11 protein-coding genes, 2 tRNA genes and 2 rRNA genes are annotated in these 21490 nt (G+C 41.5%); 13 read left to right on the top strand and 2 right to left on the bottom strand.

What is annotated here, in order from left to right; all coding sequences use genetic code 11:
• Window positions 1-9: 9 nt before the first annotated feature.
• Together QF042_RS22455 and QF042_RS22450 are read left to right on the top strand one after the other, a co-directional pair.
• Window positions 10-1443, top strand: coding sequence for a SusD/RagB family nutrient-binding outer membrane lipoprotein (locus tag QF042_RS22455; protein WP_307532399.1), 1434 nt, complete (start codon window positions 10-12; stop codon window positions 1441-1443).
• 84 nt (window positions 1444-1527) lie between these two features.
• Window positions 1528-3615 (top strand): prolyl oligopeptidase family serine peptidase, encoded by a 2088-nt coding sequence (locus QF042_RS22450; RefSeq protein WP_307532398.1) that lies wholly within the window; start codon window positions 1528-1530, stop codon window positions 3613-3615.
• Window positions 3616-3846: 231 nt separating this feature from the next.
• On the opposite strand, the gene QF042_RS22445 is transcribed toward QF042_RS22450, so the two are convergent.
• The gene (locus QF042_RS22445) at window positions 3847-5481 is read right to left on the bottom strand and encodes an ABC transporter substrate-binding protein (RefSeq protein WP_307532397.1); all 1635 of its coding nucleotides are present in this window, start codon (window positions 5479-5481) and stop codon (window positions 3847-3849) included.
• Window positions 5482-5527: 46 nt separating this feature from the next.
• Between QF042_RS22445 and QF042_RS22440 the strand changes: the two genes are divergently transcribed.
• The gene (locus tag QF042_RS22440) at window positions 5528-5980 is read left to right on the top strand and encodes a hypothetical protein (protein WP_307532396.1); all 453 of its coding nucleotides are present in this window, start codon (window positions 5528-5530) and stop codon (window positions 5978-5980) included.
• A 200-nt stretch (window positions 5981-6180) separates the two neighbouring features.
• On the opposite strand, the gene QF042_RS22435 is transcribed toward QF042_RS22440, so the two are convergent.
• Window positions 6181-7518, bottom strand: coding sequence for a sigma-54 dependent transcriptional regulator (locus QF042_RS22435; RefSeq protein WP_307532395.1), 1338 nt, complete (start codon window positions 7516-7518; stop codon window positions 6181-6183).
• A gap of 590 nt (window positions 7519-8108) precedes the next feature.
• On the opposite strand from QF042_RS22435, the gene QF042_RS22430 reads away from it, so the two are divergent.
• From QF042_RS22430 to QF042_RS22385, 10 genes are all read left to right on the top strand, one after another.
• Window positions 8109-10577, top strand: a complete 2469-nt coding sequence (locus tag QF042_RS22430) for a PIG-L family deacetylase (protein WP_307532394.1) — start codon at window positions 8109-8111, stop codon at window positions 10575-10577.
• Window positions 10578-10632: 55 nt separating this feature from the next.
• Window positions 10633-10854, top strand: coding sequence for a hypothetical protein (locus tag QF042_RS22425; protein ID WP_307532393.1), 222 nt, complete (start codon window positions 10633-10635; stop codon window positions 10852-10854).
• Complete coding sequence (locus QF042_RS22420) at window positions 10835-11260, top strand: putative toxin-antitoxin system toxin component, PIN family (RefSeq protein ID WP_307532392.1); 426 nt, start codon at window positions 10835-10837, stop codon at window positions 11258-11260. Before QF042_RS22425 ends, QF042_RS22420 begins: the two co-directional genes overlap by 20 nt.
• Before the next feature lie 168 nt (window positions 11261-11428).
• Window positions 11429-13123, top strand: a complete 1695-nt coding sequence (locus tag QF042_RS22415) for a sodium:solute symporter (protein WP_307532391.1) — start codon at window positions 11429-11431, stop codon at window positions 13121-13123.
• Window positions 13124-13212: 89 nt separating this feature from the next.
• Window positions 13213-13836, top strand: coding sequence for a bifunctional 2-polyprenyl-6-hydroxyphenol methylase/3-demethylubiquinol 3-O-methyltransferase UbiG (locus QF042_RS22410; protein WP_307532390.1), 624 nt, complete (start codon window positions 13213-13215; stop codon window positions 13834-13836).
• Between the two features lie 134 nt (window positions 13837-13970).
• Window positions 13971-14489: a DUF2911 domain-containing protein gene (locus QF042_RS22405; protein ID WP_307532389.1), complete on the top strand. Its 519-nt coding sequence runs from the start codon at window positions 13971-13973 to the stop codon at window positions 14487-14489.
• A 1551-nt stretch (window positions 14490-16040) separates the two neighbouring features.
• Window positions 16041-17562, top strand: a 16S ribosomal RNA gene (locus QF042_RS22400).
• Between the two features lie 288 nt (window positions 17563-17850).
• Window positions 17851-17925: transfer RNA gene (locus QF042_RS22395), tRNA-Ile, on the top strand.
• 82 nt (window positions 17926-18007) lie between these two features.
• A tRNA-Ala gene (locus tag QF042_RS22390) sits at window positions 18008-18084 on the top strand.
• 425 nt (window positions 18085-18509) lie between these two features.
• A 23S ribosomal RNA gene (locus tag QF042_RS22385) occupies window positions 18510-21386 on the top strand.
• The 16S and 23S rRNA genes sit together here with 2 tRNA genes alongside, the layout of an rRNA operon.
• Window positions 21387-21490: the final 104 nt, after the last annotated feature.

Here is a 21490-nt window from a genome sequence, read left to right as displayed (position 1 = left end):
AGAATTACGATGCAAAAAATTATAAAATATACATTGTGCACAGCTTTAATTGCAACCCTAGGTTTGCAAGGCTGTAAAGACGATTATTTTGATAAGTTATCCGATAATCCGAATCAGGTTCCCGCGCCAACGCTCAATGCGCTGCTGGCTACATCAACTTACAAGATCGGGAATAACAATTACCTTATTGGAAGTATTGTTGCCCCTTATGTGCAATATACCGCCAATCCTACTGCCAATGGCGCTGGAGATACCTACCAGGCAATAGATTTTAGTGCTACCTGGGATGCACTTTATTTTGCGATGGCCGATGCTAATGAAATGAAAAAACTGGCAACAGCTCAAGGTTCAAGCGAATATAAAGGCGTAGCCGATGTAATTATTGCTTATAACCTTACCTTGGTTAATGATCTATGGGGAGATGCACCATTTTCACAGGCTTTTGATATCAATAATCTTCGGCCTAAATATGATAAACAGCAGGAGGTTTATAATCAGGCTAATGCACTTTTAGATGAAGCCATTGTTGAACTTGCCAAAACCAACGCAACAGTTAAGCTGGCACCTACCAGTGATTTAATTTATGGAAAAACGCCCGCAACCGAAAGAGCAAACTGGCTGAAAATGGCTTTTGCTTTAAAAGCCAGGCTATTGAACAAAATAAGTAAAACCAGTTCATATAATCCTACCGCAGTATTGGCAGCGTTGAGTAATTCCTTTACCGCAAATGCAGATGATGCAGGTATGGCAACTTTTAAAGAGCGTAATCCCTGGGCCAATGTGGCCCTATCTAATTCGCAGCAATCGTTGGGTGGATGGCTTTCTGAGCAGTTGATTGATGCCTTGAACGGTGTAACTTTTACCGTTTTCGATCCACGCATCGAAAAAATTACCGATAAAACCGTTAACAATACTTATATCGGAACTGTAAATGGTGCGGGTAATAGATTGCCTGGAGCAAATACAACCAAAGATGAGTGTTATATCTCAAGTAACTCTCCATGGACCAGCAATACTTCTCCGGTACTTATTGTTACCTATGCAGAGCTGAAATTTATTGAAGCTGAAGCTTATTTGAATACCGATAAAACGAAAGCCTATGCAGCATATTTGGCTGGTATTAGTGCAAATATGGATAAATTAACGGTTTCGACTACTGCAAGAGATGCTTATCTGGCAAATCCTGTAGTTAATGTTGGTGCTGCGGCTTTAACGAAAGACCTCATTTTTAAGGAAAAGTATATCGCAACCTATTTAAATCCTGAAGCCTGGAATGATGCCCGCCGTTTCGATTATAAGTACAAGGATTTTGGTATGCCGGCTAACGCTGCGCTTCCAACGTTTATTCGTCGCCTGGATTATCCTCAGGGCGAAAGAAGTAAAAATGGATCCAACGTTCCGGCAGATGTGTTAAGAACAACCAAATTGTGGTGGGATCAGTAACAATCTTATAAAAAATAGTTTCCCGGGCCCTGATCATCTAATGATTAGGGCTTTTTTTTATAATTTATCTCAAAATCTTAAGGAATGAAAAAATCGCTGCTTATCCTGTTTATTTTACTTTCTACCTCCAATATATTCGCACAGTCATTTAGCCTAAAGTCGGTTCTGTCTTATCCTTTTCCTACCCAGTTAGTAGCTTCGCCTGTCGGTTCTAAAATTGCATGGGCAGCCAATGAGCAAGGAAAAAGAAATATTTATATGGCGCAAGCACCCGATTATAAAGCCATAAAAATTACAGATTATAACGATGATGACGGACAGGAGCTAAGCAGCATGTCTATTTCTGCTGATGGTAAATGGATTGTGTATGTACGTGGGGGAGATCATGGGGGTCGGGATGGTGGTCCGGTTAATGCAAATTCATCTCCCATAGCCCCAAAAGTTCAGGTGTTCAGCATTCCTTTTGAAGGCGGAAAAGTGGTTCAGATAGGTGAAGGCGATAATCCGGTTATCTCTCCCGATAGCAAACAGGTGCTTTTTAGCAAGGCCGGGCAAGTGATGATCGGTTCGGTTGATGGTTCCTCGGCAGCGAAAAGCTTATTTTATGCCAAAGGCAATAACGGTGCTTATAAATGGTCGCCAGATGGGAAAAAAGTTGCTTTTATTTCCAACCGTACTGATCATGCTTTTCTGGGCATCTATACCGATCAGCAAACACCAATCAAATGGCTGTTGCCATCTTTTTCTAAAGATAATGCACCTGTATGGTCGCCTGATGGCAATGATATTGCTTTTATAAGAACACCTGGAACAGGGGGCGAAACAGATTCTATCTTAACCAAAAAACATCAGCCCTGGGCAATCTGGACTGTTAACGTAAATACCGGAGCGGGAAAACAGATATGGAAAGCGCCCGAAACGCTGAGGGGCTCTTATCCCTCAATAGATGGTGGGGCAAATTTACTGTGGGGAGCAGCAGGCAAAATCATTTTTACCTCTTACGAGGATGGCTGGCCACATCTTTACTCCATAAATGCTGATGGATCGAAGCGTTTATTACTCACTCCAGGAGATTTTGCCGTAGAAAACGTCAAATTAAGCAATGATAAAAAAACAGTGGTTTTTGCAGCCAATACAGGTGGTGATGCAGATGATCTGGATAGAAGGCATATTTATAAAGTTTCGGTTGATAAAGCAGATATGCTGGCCCTAAGTTTTGGCAAAGGAATAGAGGCTTATCCGGTAATTGCAGGCGATAACCAGACCTTTTTCTGCCTGAGTTCTACTGCAGAAAGACCGCTGTTGCCGGCAATAATCAGCACCAAAAAAACATTAAATCTCATTGGCGAATCACTTATCCCACAGGATTTCCCGCTTAAAGAGATGGTAGTGCCCAAACATGTAAGTTTTAAGGCCCCTGATGGAAACATGGTTTACGGCCAATTGTTCTCGCCAAAAAAGGCTGCCAAAAACCATCCTGCAATTGTTTATGTTCATGGTGGACCACAACGGCAAATGTTTTTGGGGTGGAACCCGATGGATTATTATTCGATCGATTATGCGTTAAATCAATACCTGGTTAACCTGGGTTTTACAGTACTCTCTGTAAATTACCGCTTAGGAATAGGCTATGGTTATGAGTTTCATAAACCCATAAATGCAGGTGCTCAAGGCGCGTCAGAATACCAGGATATTAAAGCCGCTGGTGAGTGGCTTGCTGCACAGACCAATATTAACAAAGATAAAATAGGCATTTATGGGGGCTCTTATGGCGGCTACTTAACCGCATTGGCACTTGGTAAAGATTCTAAGTTGTTTGTCGCCGGGGTAGATATTCATGGTGTAAACAATAGGTTTTCAAGTCAGGATCAGGAAGGAAGAAAGCCTGCCCCAGACGCGCTACTTGCTGCAAAGATAGCTGATGAATCTTCACCAGTGAGCTATGTGGCTACCTGGACATCTCCTTCGCTAATTATCCATGCTGATGATGACCGGAATGTTGCCTTTAATCAGAGTGTTGATCTCGCCAAACGTTTTGAAGACAGGAAAATCCGTTTTGAATTTCTGGCCATTCCGGATGATACCCATCATTGGATGAAATTTGCCAACGGTTTAAAGGTCAGTGAAGCAACGGCCGATTTTCTCACACGGAAACTGATGGATAAGAAGTAAATACTTTAATTAAAGGAAAAACAAAGTGCATGGTCATCCTGGAGGGTAATTTATTGTATAAAATCTATATAAATAACAGAGGAATTTAAAGAGGTTAATCGATTAGCAGCATCGTCATTTCGACCGCAGTGGAGAAATCTTTAAATTTGATTTCAATAAGATATTTCAAAGATATCTCCACTCCGCGTTGCTTCGGTCGTGACGATCTTTCTTTTTAAGTTGACAATTCTTCTATTTCTTTTTAATCCGTTTTAAGATCATCAAGCTCAATGGATTGAACGAATATCCGCTAATATTGTTCTGAAGCATTACAACGGATTGATCATAAAATAGAGGTACAACAAGAGCATAATCCATTACCATCTGGTCCATTTTGCGGTACAGCTCAAAGCGTTTTTCATTATTGGTTTCGTAATAGCTTTTCTCAAACAGCTGATCGAATTCCTTGTTGTAAAAAGCGGTATAATTTGGTCCATAGGGGACTTTGTTTTTTGAATAAAACATCGAAAGGAAATTCTCTCCATCGCCATAATCGGCCAGCCACGAGCCACGGAAAAAGTTTACATTGTTTTTCGACATTAAGTCCCTTAAACTGGCACTTGGACTCACATCAATTTTAGTTTTAATACCTACTGCAGTAAGCTCGCCCTGGATAAATTCGATCAGGTCTTTATAAGTTGTGGTGGTATTTAGCGTTACTTCTGCCATGCCTTTTCCTTCAGGAAAACCTGCCTCCTCCAAAAGTTTGGCAGCAAGTTTTGGGTTATAGGCATATCCTCTAACAGCTAAACTATCAAAACCAGGCATGCCTTTAGGAATGAAACCAGATGTTGCGGCTATGCCAATGCCATTCCTTAAGTATTTAATTAATCGATCACGGTCTATAGCATAATTAATGGCCTGTCTGATTTTTTTTAAGCGCAATGGCGATTTCTTCACAATCGAAAGATTGGTATCAACCAATATACCAACATACTCGGTACACAGATATGGGCTTTTGGTTAATGTAAATTTTCCTTTGTATTTCGAGGTCATCTTTCCGCTTTTGGTCAGGATATCATCGCGGTAACTGCCGTCTACATTATAATAGAAATCCAGGTCCTTTTTCAGGAAACTCATAAAACCGCTCTGTTTATCGGTAATGAAACTGGCTTTTACGGCATCAAGGTAGGGTAGTGCTATTCCTTTGGCATCTTTTTCAAAATAATGCTCGTTTTTTAAAAGCACCAGTATTTCGCCTTCTTTCCAGTATTTAAATCTGAAGGGTCCGGTGCCGACAGGATGACTCCTGAAATCTTTACCGTAATGTTCTACAACTTCTTTCGGTACAACAGAGCAATATTGTGTAGTGAGCAAACTCATAAAGGGCGGGAAAGGACGCACCAGCTTGATCTGGAAAGTAGAATCGTTTAAAGCAATAAAATTATGTTTATCCTTCACTTTATCACTAAAAATCCATCCACCTGACGAAGCTACTTTTGGATCAATTAAGCGATAAAAACTATATACAAAATCGCTGGACACAACTTTCCTTCCTTTTCCATTTTTAAAAATCGGGTCATCATGAAAGTAAACATCATTACGCAGATTAAAAGTATATGTTAACGCATCTTCTGAAACCTGCCAGCTTTTGGCTATGCAAGGGAGGGTTTGCAAGGACGAATCGATCTGTACCAAACCATTAAAAATCTGGTTGGTTATCCAGATCGCATTCTGGTTGCGCGCAAAGGCCGGATCAATAGAGGTTAAACCCTGATCGAGATTGATATTGAAGACTTTTTTATCTTGATGATCAGTATTCTCCTTACATGAAAAGAATAAGCCTACACAAAAAAACCAAAATATATAATTAAATGAGCCTCGCATGCGATCAGGAATGTTATTTTTGCACAAATTAATAAATTTAATGCAGATGTCTTTTTTAAACGATTTATTTATTGGCCTTGATGCTACTAAACAGGAAGAATTACAGGAACGTTTAGATTTAGTAGAGCATAAAATTAAATTTATGGATAAAATGCCTGTAGCCTGTTTAGATACTGGTAATAATCCAACTTATCTTTTATCGGAAGAAATTTCGATGGCAGGGGGGATGGTAGAAACAGATATTCTGAGTGCTGTTTTTATTATTTATTATCAACCCGGTAAAACCCTGACGGATTTAATGAGAGAAGTTCCGGCAGCATTAAATACAGACTGGCAGGCCGTACAGAACAACCGCATCATTTTATTGAATGATGATGTTAATCGCGAAAGAACTGCTGAAAATGCTGTTTCGCTTATTGAGGATATTGCCGAAATGTTACATCCAGGTTCTTTTATCTTTGGCCACGAAGGTGATAAATGGATCAGGTTTGGCGCTTAGGGAGAAGTGAGATTTTAGATTTGAGACGAGTGAAAAAATGAAAATCCCGTTTGCTCATTAAAAATGGCTTCAGCTAAATCTTAATCCGCTGGGTGAGTTTGCAACCTTTAAACCTTCCAACCTTTCAACAAATAAAAAACTTTTCTGACAGCACGACAAACTTTCCAACCTTCAACCTTCTAACTTTTACCTTTCATCCTTTAAATTTCTTTAATCTGATACTCCTCTATTTTACGATAAAGCGTAGTTAGACCGATACCCAGGAGCCTCGAAGTTTCGGTTTTATTCCCTTTGGTATGGATAAGTACTTTTTGGATGTGCTGTTTTTCTATTTGTTGTAGATTATAATCGTTTTCTACCGGTGCAAATTCAAAAAATTCTGGCGGTAAGGCAGTAGCGCTCAAAGTATCACCATCTGACAGGATGACCAAACGTTCAATCACATTTTTAAGTTCGCGGATATTTCCTTTCCAGTTATGATCACTTAATATAGATAAGATTTTATCATCCAGTTTTGGTGTTGATCGGTTTACCTTATCGGCAAATTCTTTCAGGTAGTGCTTTGCCAATGCAGGAATGTCTGCTTTTCGCTGGCGTAGCGGCGGTAAGGTGATGGTAAAAACTGAAAGCCGGTAATAGAGATCGGATCGGAATTTTCCCGATGACGAATCAGCTTTTAAATCTTTATTTGTGGCTGCTAAAATCCGGACGTTTACTTGTTGTGTTTGGGTATCGCCCACTTTGATAAAAGTCTGGCTTTCGAGTACACGTAATAATTTTGCCTGTAAATCGAGGTTCATCTCGCCGATTTCATCCAGTAACAATGTGCCACCGTTCGCTTCTTCTAATAGTCCTTTTTTGTCTTTATTGGCACCCGTAAAAGCCCCCGCTTTGTATCCGAATAATTCGCTTTCCAATAAATCCGGACTAAAACCGCTGCAATTTAAGGCCACAAAAGGTTTTACAGCCCTTGGGCTTTCGTAATGAATAGATTGAGCGAAAACTTCTTTTCCAGTTCCTGTTTCGCCCAGTAACAAAACAGTAGTGTCGGTTGCGCTTACTTTTTTAGCCAGATCGATCGCTTCCATCAAAGGCTTTGATTGACCAATAATGGTTTGGAAACTATGTTTTTTAGCGATTTTGTTTTCCAGGTCGGAAATCCTGCGCTGCAGATTTGATTTATCCATCGCCTTGTACAAAAGCGGAATAATCTTGTCATTATCATCACCTTTTACAAGGTAATCAAATGCTCCGTTTTTAATAGCCAAAACGCCGTCGGCAATGGTACCGTAAGCGGTAAGGTTTATAATTTCGACATAAGATTTTATAGCTTTAATATCCTTAACCAGTGCAACCCCATTAACATCAGGTAGTTTTACATCACTAATGACAATGCTAACATCGTTGCTTTTAAGTAATTTAAGGCCGTCTTTTCCAGTGTTGGCCTGTAAGGTTTTAAAACCCTCTAATTCTATAATCCTGGAAAGTAAACTGCAGATTTTCTTTTCATCATCGATGATGAGCACCATGCCATTCATAGGTAAAATTTATGCTGCAATATTAAGTATAAAAATACCGAAAGATGATGAGGTAGATAAAATTTGAGCAAAAACGTTTTTGTGAGGTTAACTGGTTAATGTTTATCGTTTGGCGGTTTTTGGGTTTTTGCTCGTCTTCCTCGGTCTGTGTCCTCACAGAACGAAAGGATATAGAAATGAGTGGTCTGTGGGGACACAGACCACGGGTTGATATTTTTTCTTCTTCGACTACACTATCATTGACAGCTTCCTATAGAAAGGTCGTCATTGCGAGGAGGAACGACGAAGCAATCTTTCCTGCTAGTGATCTTGCTATAAAGATTGCTTCGTCGGCTGAAAAAGCCTTCTCGCAATGACGATAATCTGAGGAGATTTATCTCTTTAAAATCTCATGTTATTCATATTGATTTTTATACAATAAATTACCCCTCAGACTGACAAGTGGATGGTTCTTTAAATGGCTTTGGTCTTTAAGCTTTGCACTTTGGACTTCGGACTCTCAACTCCGGACTTATTTTGTACCTTTTTCGTTTCCGAGGCATCAAAGTAAAAGCTTTTTGAGCATATTTGGTTTTTGCAAAACAAATTCTATGTTTAAGAGACTAACCGCAATATTCATATTTTGCTTTCTGGCAGTTTTTTGTGTCGCCCAACAAGTACGCCCAGCCAAATCTTCAGAAATTTACAGAGAGATAAAAACATTAAAACATCTTCCGAAAGTTTTATACCTGGCTGCTCACCCCGATGATGAGAATACTGGTCTATTATCCTGGCTGATTAACGACCAAAATGTAGAAACAGCTTATTTGTCGCTTACCAGGGGAGACGGTGGACAAAACCTTTTGGGCACCGAACAAGGTGCGGCATTAGGCCTGATCAGAACGCACGAACTTTTGGAAGCCCGTAGATTAGACGGTGCACAACAATTTTTCACCAGGGCAATTGATTTCGGCTTTTCTAAGAATACCAACGATACTTTTAAACAGTGGGATGCCGATAGCATTACAGCTGATGTGGTTTGGGTGATCAGAAAATTTAGGCCCGATGTGATTATCTGCCGCTTCCCGCCAACCGCTGCTGCGGGTCATGGACAACATGCAGCTTCTGCTGTTGTTGCGGAGAAAGCATTTAAGGCTGCTGCCGATAAAAATATGTTTCCCAATCAGCTTAAATATGTTTCTGTTTGGCAGCCAAAAAGATTGTTGTGGAATACTTTTAGGTTTGGTTCGGTAAATACAACAGCCGAAAATCAATTAAAGGCAACCGTTGGTCAATACGATGCGCAATTGGGAATGGGTTATGGTGAGTTAGCAGGATTAAGCAGGAGCTTGCACAAAAGTCAGGGGGCAGGAACACAATCGGTAGCCGGAGTACGTTCAGATTATTTTACCCATGTTTTGGGCGATCCTGCCAAGAGAACTCTTTTTGATGGCTTAAGCATCAACTGGTCAGATAAAGGTATTGGGGATATTGATGAACTGATTGATATTATCTTATTATCTTTCAATTATAACCAACCCGATAAGAGTCTGCACGGACTGTTGATGCTGAGAAAGAAAATAGCCGAATTGCAGGATGTAGCGTTGAGAAAAGATAAACTGGCTGCTATTGATAATATTATTTTAAGCTGCGTAGGTTTTATGGGCGAAGTGGTAACCAATCAACCTGAAGCGATTGCCGGCAACAGTTATAATTTTCGTTTAAACTTAATTTCAAGATCGGCTACGCCCGTAACTATAGAAAGTGTGAATTGGTTAAACCAAACGGATAATTTAAATAGAAAGCTGGCCAACGACTCGCTGATTACCATTGAACGCAAGATTCAGATTCCTGCAAATGTAGCGCCTACTGAACCTTATTGGTTAGCCAAGCCTGCAAAAGATGCGGCAACTTTCAGTGTGGCAAATGATACATTAATCGGACTTCCGGAAATGCAATCGCCCGTTAATGTACTGTTGTCGCTGAAAATCGAATCGGAAAAATTTGAGATCAGATTGCCTTTATCTTATAAAAAATTAGATCCTGTTAAAGGTGATGTGGTAGAAGCCCTGAGGATTATCCCTGTACTCGATTTAAGTTTTAGTGAGCCTGTTTATTTTGCTAAAGAAAAAGAAGCTTTAAATGTCAGCCTTCGCTTAAAGGCTAATAAGAACATTAATTACGGCAAGATTACTTTCAAAATCGGCAACCAGGTAGTGAAAACCTTTCAGGGAATCAACCTTGCAGAGAACACCATTAATATCATGAATTTCCTTTTGCCAATTGAAGATTTAGCCAGAATTAAAGCCAGCCAGAATAAACTGGAAGCTGTTTTTTCATCAGAAGCGAATGAATATTCAAAAGGACAGGTATTAATTCAATATCCTCATTTGCCAACCCTGCAGTATTTTGTTCCGGCCACAACCTGGTTGATTAAAGGAGACGTAAAGGTGCTGGCCAAAAAAGTGGGGTATATTGAAGGTGCAGGAGATCTGATTCCCGAATTTTTGCGACAGGCCGGTTTACAGGTTGATGTATTGACTGAAGCCGATATCCTAAACACGGCAAAACTGGCCAGCTACGATGCCCTGGTAACGGGAGTAAGGGTAATCAACACCGAAAAAAGAATTAAAAACTGGCAAGTTGCTTTACGCAGTTATGTTGAAAACGGTGGAACCATTGTAATGCAGTACAATACCACACAAGATATGGCACTGCAGGATTTTGGAATCTATCCTTTTAGCATCAGTGGCAAAAGGGTAACCGAAGAAAATGCGGAAGTTAAATTTTTGAAACCTGAACATAAGCTGTTAAACTACCCGAATAAAATTACCGCCGAAGATTTTAAAGGTTGGGTGCAGGAACGGGGTGCTTATTTTCCTGATAAGTGGGATGCCAAATATGAACCGCTTTTCGAAATGCACGATACTGATGAAGAACCGCTTCAGGGATCAACCCTATACGCGAAATTTGGAAAAGGGAATTTTATTTATACACCATTAGCCTTTTTCAGGCAATTGCCTGCCGGAAATGTTGGTGCAACCAGATTGTTCTTTAACTTTTTATCGGCTGGGAAATAGACGATAACTAAAGGCGGAAACAAGGAAAATTAGTTTCTTTTATTTAAATTTGAATATGGACACGATGCGAATTAACATATTAAACCCAAAAGCTACTAAATTATTGAAAGACTTAGCTGCTTTAAAACTTATTGCTATTCAAGATGTTTCCAAAAATGGATTTGCAGAGGTATTGAAAAAACTACGTTCTAAATCTCAAACCATCCCTACATTCGAAGAAATAACAAATGAAGTAGAGTTGGTTAGATCTAAACGTTATGCAAAATCTGAAAAGTAGGATAATTCTCGATACTAATCTTTGGATTAGCTTTCTAATCTCAAAAGATTTTTCCAAACTTGATGAAATAATTTTCTCGAAAAAGAGCATTTTAATCTTTAGCCAAGAACTATTAGAAGAATTTCTTGAAGTTGTTAAGCGGCCAAAGTTTAGGCGTTATTTTGCTCAAACAGACATTGAAGAATTACTTGAAACTATAGATGAATATGGAGAATTCATTGTAGTCAAATCTAAAATTGAAATTTGTCGAGATGCAAAGGACAATTTTTTACTTTCACTTGCAGTTGATGGGAAAGCTGACTTCTTATTAACTGGAGATCAAGATTTATTGATGATAGAAAAGATCGGCAAGACAAATATTAAAACAATTTCATCATTTTTTGAAGATGAGATTAACAAAGTATAACCAATCAAGGACTTTTGAATGTAGTTGTCATTTTGTGATCTAATTTTTCAGAATGTTGTCCTTAAAAATGAAAAATCAATTCAAAAACTGGAATACCTGGTATATTTTACTCGCTTTGGCGCTGGTATTTCAGATTGTATTTTATTATCTGTTTACTAAATTCTGGGCATGAGTAATATCGATTGGGCAGTATTGATATTTACCTTGCTAGTTGTGGTAACATATGGTGTTTTTATTGGTCGCGGGCAAAAAAGCAATGCATCCTATTTAAAGGCCGATAATAAAATGCCCTGGTATATTGTGCTTTTAGGTATTATGGCTACACAGGCCAGTGCCATTACTTTTTTATCAGCGCCCGGGCAGGCTTATACCGATGGGATGCGCTTCGTACAGTATTATTTTGGTTTGCCGTTGGCAATGATTGTTATCTGTATTACTTTCATCCCGATTTTTCAACGATTGAATGTATATACGGCATACGAATACCTAGAGAACCGTTTCGATAAAAAAACAAGGGTTTTAACTTCATTGCTGTTTCTGTTCTCGCGGGGATTATCGACCGGGATTAGTATTTATGCACCAAGTATTATCCTCTCCAGTGTTTTAAACTGGAATATTTATTTAACCAACATCCTTACCGGTGGGATTCTATTGATTTATACTTATGTTGGTGGTGCAAAAGCAATTGCACACACACAGAAACTGCAATTTTTGATCATTTTAGGAACAATGGCCTTTGCCGGATATCTTTTGGTACAGAATATGCCTAACGGAATCGGATTTAAAGATGCGCTTTACCTGGCCGGGAAATCGGGTAAATTAAATGTAATTACCACCGAATTCGATTGGAAGGATAAATACAATATCTGGAGTGGTTTAATTGGGGGCTTTTTCCTTGCCCTTTCTTACTTCGGTACCGATCAGAGCCAGGTGGGAAGATACATTACCGCGAAAGACAATACTAATGCTAAAATGGGATTACTGTTGAACGGATTGGTTAAAATCCCGATGCAGTTCGCTATCCTCTTAATCGGCGCGTTATTGTTTGCTTTCTTCTCGTTAAAACCGGCACCAATTTATTTCAATGAACGCTCCTATCAGTATTTAAAAGAAACGCAGCCCCAAAAGGCGGCCGCTTTCGAAAAAGAACACGATGCTTTAGCGCAGAAATTTAACCAGCAATCAAAAAATATCCTTGTAGAAAAGGAAAAGCAATCACCATCTCTGAATTCTTCGATAGCGAATTTTAAATCGACCCAAAAGCAGGTGAAAGAACTGCACGGCAGGGTAGAGGAGGCTATTAACAAATCGAATTATAATGCAGAGAAAACCGATACCAATTATATCTTTTTATACTTTGTAAAAAATACCCTTCCGGTTGGGATGATCGGTCTGCTTTTCGCGGTTATCTTTTTGGCCAGCTGGGGCTCTATTTCTGCAGCGCTGAATTCCCTGGCTGCCTGTTCCTTAAAAGATGTACACCTCATTTTTGGTAAAAAAGAAGTAGATGACGAAACCGAACTTAAATATAGCCGTTTGCACACTTTGGCCTGGGGTATTTTTTCAATAGCTGTTGCCATGTTTGCAACACAAATGGGCTCGCTAATAGAAGCTGTTAATGTACTGGGTTCGCTTTTTTATGGACCCATTCTGGGTATTTTTTTGGTGGCATTTTATTTTAAAAAGATAAACGGACCTATCGTATTTATTGCGGCCATCTTATCCGAAATTACCGTTGTCGCTGTATATGAATTCGATATTGTTTCATTCCTATGGCTCAATGTAATCGGCGCAGCAGCAGTAATGATGTTTTCGGTAGTTGGCCTCTTGTTTTCCAGCCCAAAGACCGTAGCCGACAGATAAAATAATTTTACTTGAAGCAGATATTTGTTTCCTAAGCGCAAACCTGAAATTTGATACCTTTATTTTAGACAAAATAGATAACGCTAAATATGAACGAAGCTTGGGTTGATAGGTGGAATGACCGATATAGTAACAATGAGTTTGCTTATGGTGAACAACCGAATAACTATTTAAAAGAGCAGTTGACACAGCTCAAGACCGGATCTATACTTTTTCCAGCAGAAGGCGAGGGCCGAAATGCTGTTTTTGCAGCAAAACTCGGTTGGAAGGTTTCGGCTTTTGATATCAGCATTGAAGGAAAAAACAAAGCAATTCAACTCGCAGAAGACAATAATGTTAGCATTGATTACCAGATGGGCGAACTTCAGGAGCTGGACTATAAAGCTGAACAGTTTGATGCCCTTGCCTTGATTTATGCACACTTTCCATCGGCAATTAAATCAACCTACCACAAAACACTGAGCAATTATTTACGCAAGGGTGGTTTGGTTATTTTTGAAGCTTTTAGCAAGAAACACCTTGATTATCTTGCCAAAAATGAAAAAGTTGGTGGACCGAAAGAAATCGATATGCTCTTTTCGATCGAAGAAATAAAATCTGATTTCGAAAATTATGAGATTATCGTACTGGAAGAAAAAGAAATCGAATTGAATGAAGGCTTGTTTCATAACGGACAAGGCTCGGTAATCAGATTTGTTGGAATAAAGAAATAATGCGGCTCGATCTACAACTTAAAAACAGTAAAAGTTACGCTCAATTTTTTTCGGCACCAGGATTATAGTTTTTATCAACCTAAAGCCATAAATTCGTAAAATCAAAAACAACAAAAACAGATAAATACAATACTATGAAAACGATGATTAAATCAATCGCGTTGCTATTTACAGCAATTACTATTTCTGTAAGTGCAATGGCACAAGATGCTCAGCCTAAGCCAAGTCCTGCGGCTACAGTAACAGGGAAAGTTAAAGGTGCCACCATTACCATCAACTACAGCAGTCCGGCAGTAAAAGGACGTAAAATCTGGGGCGGTTTAGAAGCCTTTGATAAAGTATGGCGTGCAGGTGCAAACGAGGCTACTACTTTCGAAACCGATAAAGACATTTTAGTTGAAGGCAAAGCTTTGGCAGCTGGAAAATACAGCTTCTTTTTAATCCCTAAAGAAAGCGGAACCTGGACAGCTATCTTTAACAAAGAGCCAAAACAGTGGGGCGCTTACAAATACGAAGAAGCTAAAGATGCCTTACGTGTTGATGTTAAAACGAAAGCATTAAAAGCTACACAAGAACGTTTGGTTTACAAAATAACCAAAAGCGGCTTCGCTTTAGAATGGGATAAAATCTCAGTTCCGGTTAACATTAAATAACTAAGATAAAATTATTTAAAAGCCGTCCCGGTTCATATCGTTGACGGCTTTTTTATGCATATTTTTTTTTGGAAAATGACTGTGTAGTAATTCTTGGCGGCTTGTACTCTCACTCTTACCTTTATATTTTATAATATAATAATCAGAGAAGGGAGGCAAGTTGAGGTCCCGCTAGACACGAAATGTCAAAGATGTCGATGTAAAAGGATTATCTTCCCTTTTTTACTTCTTAAAGTCTGAACAGTACTTATTGACCATTGATTGTATTTGGATCAGCTATTCCTGTGAGCAAAGACTAAGAGCGCGTTTACTGATTATCTAATTTAACTATGAGTAACTTAAAGTATTCAATTGGTATTGATGTATCTAAAAATGATTTTCATTGCTGCCTATCTGTATTGATACAGAATAGTCGATTAAGATAAAATCGAGCCACAAATTTACAAATTTAAACTTGGGCTTCGAATCTTTTGTAGACTGGTTAAATCGCAATAGAAAGGAGCATTTACCAATTAGCATGGTAATTGAAGCAACGGGTGTCTATCATGGGACAATTTGTTTGCTGCTTATACTATATATATGTATCGGATGCTTCCGAAGTTTTAATGGGCTAGGCGCAGAGGGAATTTCTGAAGTCTATTCGTGCTGCCCTTAATATTCTTATACTATATATAGCGTAGTCGTTTTTTTTTTGAAAAGCAGGTTCTGTGCTATTATATAGGTTTGTTCCCGCTTTTCATTACAAGTCCTCGCTACGCTGTGGGCTTTTCATTCCAATCGGGTTTAGCTGGCAGGGACTTCCGGGGTTTTAAACGGCAGGGCGCAGGAAAACCCCGGAAGTCTGAAAGGGGAGGTCACCCGAAACACCTTTTCGCTCAAAAAATTTACCCATGGTAACATTTTTTCTTGTTGAGAACCATGTGTTTACGTTAAACCTCATATCATTCTATAAAAAAGCTTTGCAGGGGCGATAAAATTTCCTACTTTTGCATCCCGCTTCGGAGGAAGGGTTTTAATGAAAAGATGGCAGGGTGATAAGGAGAACGGATTTATTTTAAAATAGATCTTGCGAGTGAGGAAAAGATTGTTACCTTTGCAGCCCGGTTCGGAAGAACGGAAAGCTAAATCAAATTAGCGTATTGAAATAAGGGAAGGGGAAGAAAAAGAAGATCAGAAAATAAAATTTATTTTATTTGTGATTTCCAAAAAGATCCTTACCTTTGCACTCCCAACGATAAGTAAAGGGAAAATAATCGGAACGGCGGATGTCGGGAAGATAGAAAAAAAAGATTGAAACGGGATGAAACACAGGCTGGACGAACAAGACCGGCTGAAACTGAAACCGACGATATATAAAGACCAACCGTGAGGTTAACGGTCACAAAGTTCTTAAAAGAGATGTCAATGTAGCGTAGCGAGGTAATGGAGTACTGATCAAAGTACATGATTACGTAGCTTTATTTTAAAGGTGGTGTCTAACAGACAACATAACAAAAAAGAAGACTATTTTTAACAATAGTTAAAACTGGTCAGCATCTTACAACACATTTTACAATGGAGAGTTTGATCCTGGCTCAGGATGAACGCTAGCGGCAGGCCTAATACATGCAAGTCGAACGAGATTATCCAGCTTGCTGGATATGAAAGTGGCGCACGGGTGCGTAACGCGTATGCAACCTACCTTAATCAGGGGGATAGCCCGGAGAAATCCGGATTAATACCGCATAAAATCACAGCACAGCATTGTGTAATGATCAAACATTTATGGGATTGAGATGGGCATGCGTGTCATTAGCTAGTTGGCGGGGTAACGGCCCACCAAGGCGACGATGACTAGGGGATCTGAGAGGATGACCCCCCACACTGGTACTGAGACACGGACCAGACTCCTACGGGAGGCAGCAGTAAGGAATATTGGTCAATGGAGGCAACTCTGAACCAGCCATGCCGCGTGCAGGAAGACTGCCCTATGGGTTGTAAACTGCTTTTATCCGGGAATAAACCTTTCTACGTGTAGAGAGCTGAATGTACCGGAAGAATAAGGATCGGCTAACTCCGTGCCAGCAGCCGCGGTAATACGGAGGATCCAAGCGTTATCCGGATTTATTGGGTTTAAAGGGTGCGTAGGCGGCCTGTTAAGTCAGGGGTGAAAGACGGTAGCTCAACTATCGCAGTGCCCTTGATACTGATGGGCTTGAATGGACTAGAGGTAGGCGGAATGAGACAAGTAGCGGTGAAATGCATAGATATGTCTCAGAACACCGATTGCGAAGGCAGCTTACTATGGTTTAATTGACGCTGAGGCACGAAAGCGTGGGGATCAAACAGGATTAGATACCCTGGTAGTCCACGCCCTAAACGATGAACACTCGCTGTTGGCGATACACAGTCAGCGGCTAAGCGAAAGCGTTAAGTGTTCCACCTGGGGAGTACGGTCGCAAGATTGAAACTCAAAGGAATTGACGGGGGCCCGCACAAGCGGAGGAGCATGTGGTTTAATTCGATGATACGCGAGGAACCTTACCCGGGCTTGAAAGTTAGTGAATTATCCAGAGATGGATAAGTGAGCAATCACACGAAACTAGGTGCTGCATGGCTGTCGTCAGCTCGTGCCGTGAGGTGTTGGGTTAAGTCCCGCAACGAGCGCAACCCCTATGTTTAGTTGCCAGCACGTTAAGGTGGGGACTCTAAACAGACTGCCTGTGCAAACAGAGAGGAAGGAGGGGACGACGTCAAGTCATCATGGCCCTTACGTCCGGGGCTACACACGTGCTACAATGGATGGTACAGAGGGCAGCTACATAGCAATATGATGCGAATCTCACAAAGCCATTCACAGTTCGGATTGGGGTCTGCAACTCGACCCCATGAAGTTGGATTCGCTAGTAATCGCGTATCAGCAATGACGCGGTGAATACGTTCCCGGGCCTTGTACACACCGCCCGTCAAGCCATGGAAGTTGGGGGTACCTAAAGTATGTAACCGCAAGGAGCGTCCTAGGGTAAAACCGATAACTGGGGCTAAGTCGTAACAAGGTAGCCGTACCGGAAGGTGCGGCTGGAATACCTCCTTTCTGGAGTAGCACCGCCTACTCGCCACGCAACATGATATTTCTAATTAAGGTAGAGGGTAATAAGGCTGAAGGTAAAAGGTATAGGGTTTAAGGCCTTACATTAATTAACCTGATACTTGATACTAAATACTTTATAAAAAAAAGAGAAAAAAAGAAACACCCAGAAGAAACGGTGTGCAATAGCAATAGAGCGAAAGCATAACGGATATGAAGATGGGGAAAGCCAAAGGAAAAGCAGTAGCGGTAAGATACTATATACTGCATACTATAAGCCGACCTTAAATCAACAGTCCCGTAGCTCAGCCTGGTTAGAGCACTACACTGATAATGTAGGGGTCTCCAGTTCAAATCTGGACGGGACTACACGTTTTAAGTTTACGATTGGCAGTTTACAGTGGACAGTTTAAACTGAAAACTAACAACTGTTAACTGGTAACTAAAATCTGGGGGATTAGCTCAGCTGGCTAGAGCGCCTGCCTTGCACGCAGGAGGTCAACGGTTCGACTCCGTTATTCTCCACCATTAAAGGTTGAGGGTTAAAAGGTAGAAGGTGTAGGGTAAGACCTATAGCTGAACCACACCACAACAGAAATAACACCTTATTATCGGGATAGATAATATACATTGACATAAAGATTAAGAAAGAAGAAATAGCCGAAGGGGCAAGACAGGAAACTGTTGAATGGTTCGACTCCATGATTTTTACTAATAAGGCTGAACCGAGGCTTAGTTAGGGGACAATGAAACCCTCTACCTTTATACCCTCCACCTTCAACCTTAATAAAGTTCTTTGACATATTGGAAGAAGTTAAAAAAGAAGAGCAAACAACAATAGGCGACTGTTGTGTTTGTGCTCACCAACCCGACGGGCAACTGGAAGGAAGGTATGAGACATCATAACAAGAGCAAAAAAAGCATACTGTACGGCGCAAAAGGCGTACAAGTAGAAGAAAGTAATAAAGAGTACACGGGGGATGCCTTGGCTCTCAGAGGCGATGAAGGACGTGATAAGCTGCGATAAGCTTCGGGTATTTGCAAATAGGAATTAATCCGAAGATTTCCGAATGGGGCAACCCGGCTAGTTGAAGACTAGTCACATATAATGAGCAAACCTGCCGAACTGAAACATCTAAGTAAGCAGAGGAAGAGAAAATAATAATGATTTCCTAAGTAGTGGCGAGCGAACGGGAAAGAGCCCAAACCTACTTTGTTACGGCAAAGTGGGGGTTGTAGGACTACAATGTGGCATTAGCAAACAGAAGTGGAATGGGATGGGAAGCCCAGCGATACACGGTGATAGCCCGGTACACGTATAGAATGCTAGCCTAGTAGTATCCTGAGTACCGCGAGGTCGGAGACGCCTTGTGGGAATCTGCCGGCACCATCCGGTAAGGCTAAATACTCCTGAGAGACCGATAGTGAACCAGTACCGTGAGGGAAAGGTGAAAAGAACCCCGAACAGGGGAGTGAAATAGAACCTGAAACCGTGTACTTACAAGCGGTCGGAGCGTACAAGTTGCGTGACGGCGTGCCTTTTGCATAATGAGCCTACGAGTTACTCCTCTCTGGCAAGGTTAAGTGTCTAAGGCACGGATCCGAAGCGAAAGCGAGTCTGAATAGGGCGTATAGTCAGAGGGGGTAGACGCGAAACCTTGTGATCTACCCATGGACAGGTTGAAGGTGCGGTAACACGTACTGGAGGACCGAACCGATAAACGTTGAAAAGTTTCCGGATGATCTGTGGGTAGGGGTGAAAGGCTAATCAAACTGGGAAATAGCTCGTACTCCCCGAAATGTTTTTAGGAACAGCGTGGATATTAAGTTTAATAGAGGTAGAGCTACTGATTGGGTGCGGGGGAGTCAAATCCTACCAAATCCAGACAAACTCCGAATGCTATTAAATATGATCTGCAGTGAGGCGCGGGGTGCTAAGGTCACGCGCCGAGAGGGAAAGAACCCAGACCATCAGCTAAGGTCCCCAAGTTACAGTTAAGTTGAACTAACGAGGTCCGATTGCACAGACAGCTAGGATGTTGGCTTGGAAGCAGCCATTCATTTAAAGAGTGCGTAACAGCTCACTAGTCGAGCGATCGGGCATGGATAATAAACGGGCATTAAATTGTACACCGAAGCTATGGGATTGAAATATATCGGTAGGGGAGCATTCTAGCGGCAGCGAAGGTATCTGGTAATGGGTGCTGGAGCTTCTAGAAAAGCAAATGTAGGCATAAGTAACGATAAGGCGGGAGAGAAACCCGCCCACCGAAAGGATAAGGTTTCCTGATCAACGCTAATCGGATCAGGGTTAGTCGGGACCTAAGGAGAACCCGAAGGGGAAATTCGATGGACAACTGGTTAATATTCCAGTACTTTTTATAACTGCGATGTGGGGACGGAGTAGTGACACTGCCGCGATCTGACGGAATAGATCGTTAAAGGCTGTAGGTATTAGAACGGTAGGCAAATCCGCCGATCTAGCTGAACGCTGATAGTACCACGAGGCTTCGGCTGAGTGGATAGCGCAGGTAATCAGACTTCCAAGAAAAACCGCTAAGCTTCAGGTTATAAAAACCCGTACCGCAAACCGACACAGGTATCCGGGAAGAGGATTCTAAGGTGCTCGAGTGAATCATGGCTAAGGAACTCGGCAAAATGGCCCTGTAACTTCGGGAGAAGGGGCGCTGGCAGCAATGTCAGCCGCAGTGAAAAGGCCCAGGCGACTGTTTAACAAAAACACATGGCTTTGCAAAATCGAAAGATGAGGTATAAGGCCTGACACCTGCCCGGTGCTGGAAGGTTAAGAGGGGATGTCATCCGCAAGGAGAAGCATTGAATCGAAGCCCCAGTAAACGGCGGCCGTAACTATAACGGTCCTAAGGTAGCGAAATTCCTTGTCGGGTAAGTTCCGACCTGCACGAATGGTGTAACGATCTGGGCGCTGTCTCAGCCATGAGCTCGGTGAAATTGTGGTCCCGGTGAAGACGCCGGGTACCCGCAACGGGACGGAAAGACCCCATGCACCTTCACTACAATTTAACATTGACATTGGATACAGGATGTGTAGGATAGGTGGGAGGCTTTGAAGCGGCGTCGCTAGGCGTCGTGGAGCCAACGTTGAAATACCACCCTTTCTGTATTCGGTGTCTAATCCGATCTTATCGGAGACATTGTTTGATGGGTAGTTTGACTGGGGTGGTCGCCTCCAAAAAGGTAACGGAGGCTTTCAAAGGTAAGCTCAGTACGCTTGGTAACCGTACGCGGAGTGCAATAGCATAAGCTTGCTTGACTGTGAGACAGACAAGTCGATCAGGGTCGAAAGACGGATATAGTGATCCGGTGGTTCTGCATGGAAGGGCCATCGCTCAAAGGATAAAAGGTACGCTGGGGATAACAGGCTGATCTCCCCCAAGAGCTCATATCGACGGGGAGGTTTGGCACCTCGATGTCGGCTCGTCACATCCTGGGGCTGGAGAAGGTCCCAAGGGTTCGGCTGTTCGCCGATTAAAGTGGCACGCGAGCTGGGTTCAGAACGTCGCGAGACAGTTCGGTCCCTATCTGTTGTGGGCGTAGGAATTTTGAGTGGGGCTGACCTTAGTACGAGAGGACCGGGTTGGACTAGCCTCTAGTGAATCTGTTGTTCCGCCAGGGGCATTGCAGAGTAGCTACGCTGGGAATAGATAAGCGCTGAAAGCATCTAAGTGCGAAACTAGCCACGAGATGAGAATTCCATATAGGACCGTAGAAGACTACTACGTTGATAGGCTACAGATGTAAAGCTGGCGACAGCACAGTCGAGTAGTACTAATCATCCGAAGCTTTCAAAGCAAACAGACTGTTGTTTGTTCTTCATAATAACTTCTTTCAATACTGTTTAAGGTTTAAGGCGAAAAGGCTTAAGGCGTAGGGTTTACCCTCCACCTTTATACCC

The organism is Pedobacter sp. W3I1, from assembly GCF_030816015.1.
GTDB lineage: Bacteria > Bacteroidota > Bacteroidia > Sphingobacteriales > Sphingobacteriaceae > Pedobacter.
This window is presented reverse-complemented; position numbering and strand designations above follow the sequence as displayed.

Coding starts and splice junctions, on each gene's coding strand:
- QF042_RS22445 (WP_307532397.1), bottom strand. CDS start 5,481: ATGCGAGGCTCATTTAATTATATATTTTGGTTTTTTTGTGTAGGCTTA.
- QF042_RS22425 (WP_307532393.1), top strand. CDS start 10,633: ATGGACACGATGCGAATTAACATATTAAACCCAAAAGCTACTAAATTA.
- QF042_RS22410 (WP_307532390.1), top strand. CDS start 13,213: ATGAACGAAGCTTGGGTTGATAGGTGGAATGACCGATATAGTAACAAT.
- QF042_RS22440 (WP_307532396.1), top strand. CDS start 5,528: ATGTCTTTTTTAAACGATTTATTTATTGGCCTTGATGCTACTAAACAG.
- QF042_RS22450 (WP_307532398.1), top strand. CDS start 1,528: ATGAAAAAATCGCTGCTTATCCTGTTTATTTTACTTTCTACCTCCAAT.
- QF042_RS22430 (WP_307532394.1), top strand. CDS start 8,109: ATGTTTAAGAGACTAACCGCAATATTCATATTTTGCTTTCTGGCAGTT.
- QF042_RS22405 (WP_307532389.1), top strand. CDS start 13,971: ATGAAAACGATGATTAAATCAATCGCGTTGCTATTTACAGCAATTACT.
- QF042_RS22420 (WP_307532392.1), top strand. CDS start 10,835: ATGCAAAATCTGAAAAGTAGGATAATTCTCGATACTAATCTTTGGATT.
- QF042_RS22455 (WP_307532399.1), top strand. CDS start 10: ATGCAAAAAATTATAAAATATACATTGTGCACAGCTTTAATTGCAACC.
- QF042_RS22435 (WP_307532395.1), bottom strand. CDS start 7,518: ATGAATGGCATGGTGCTCATCATCGATGATGAAAAGAAAATCTGCAGT.
- QF042_RS22415 (WP_307532391.1), top strand. CDS start 11,429: ATGAGTAATATCGATTGGGCAGTATTGATATTTACCTTGCTAGTTGTG.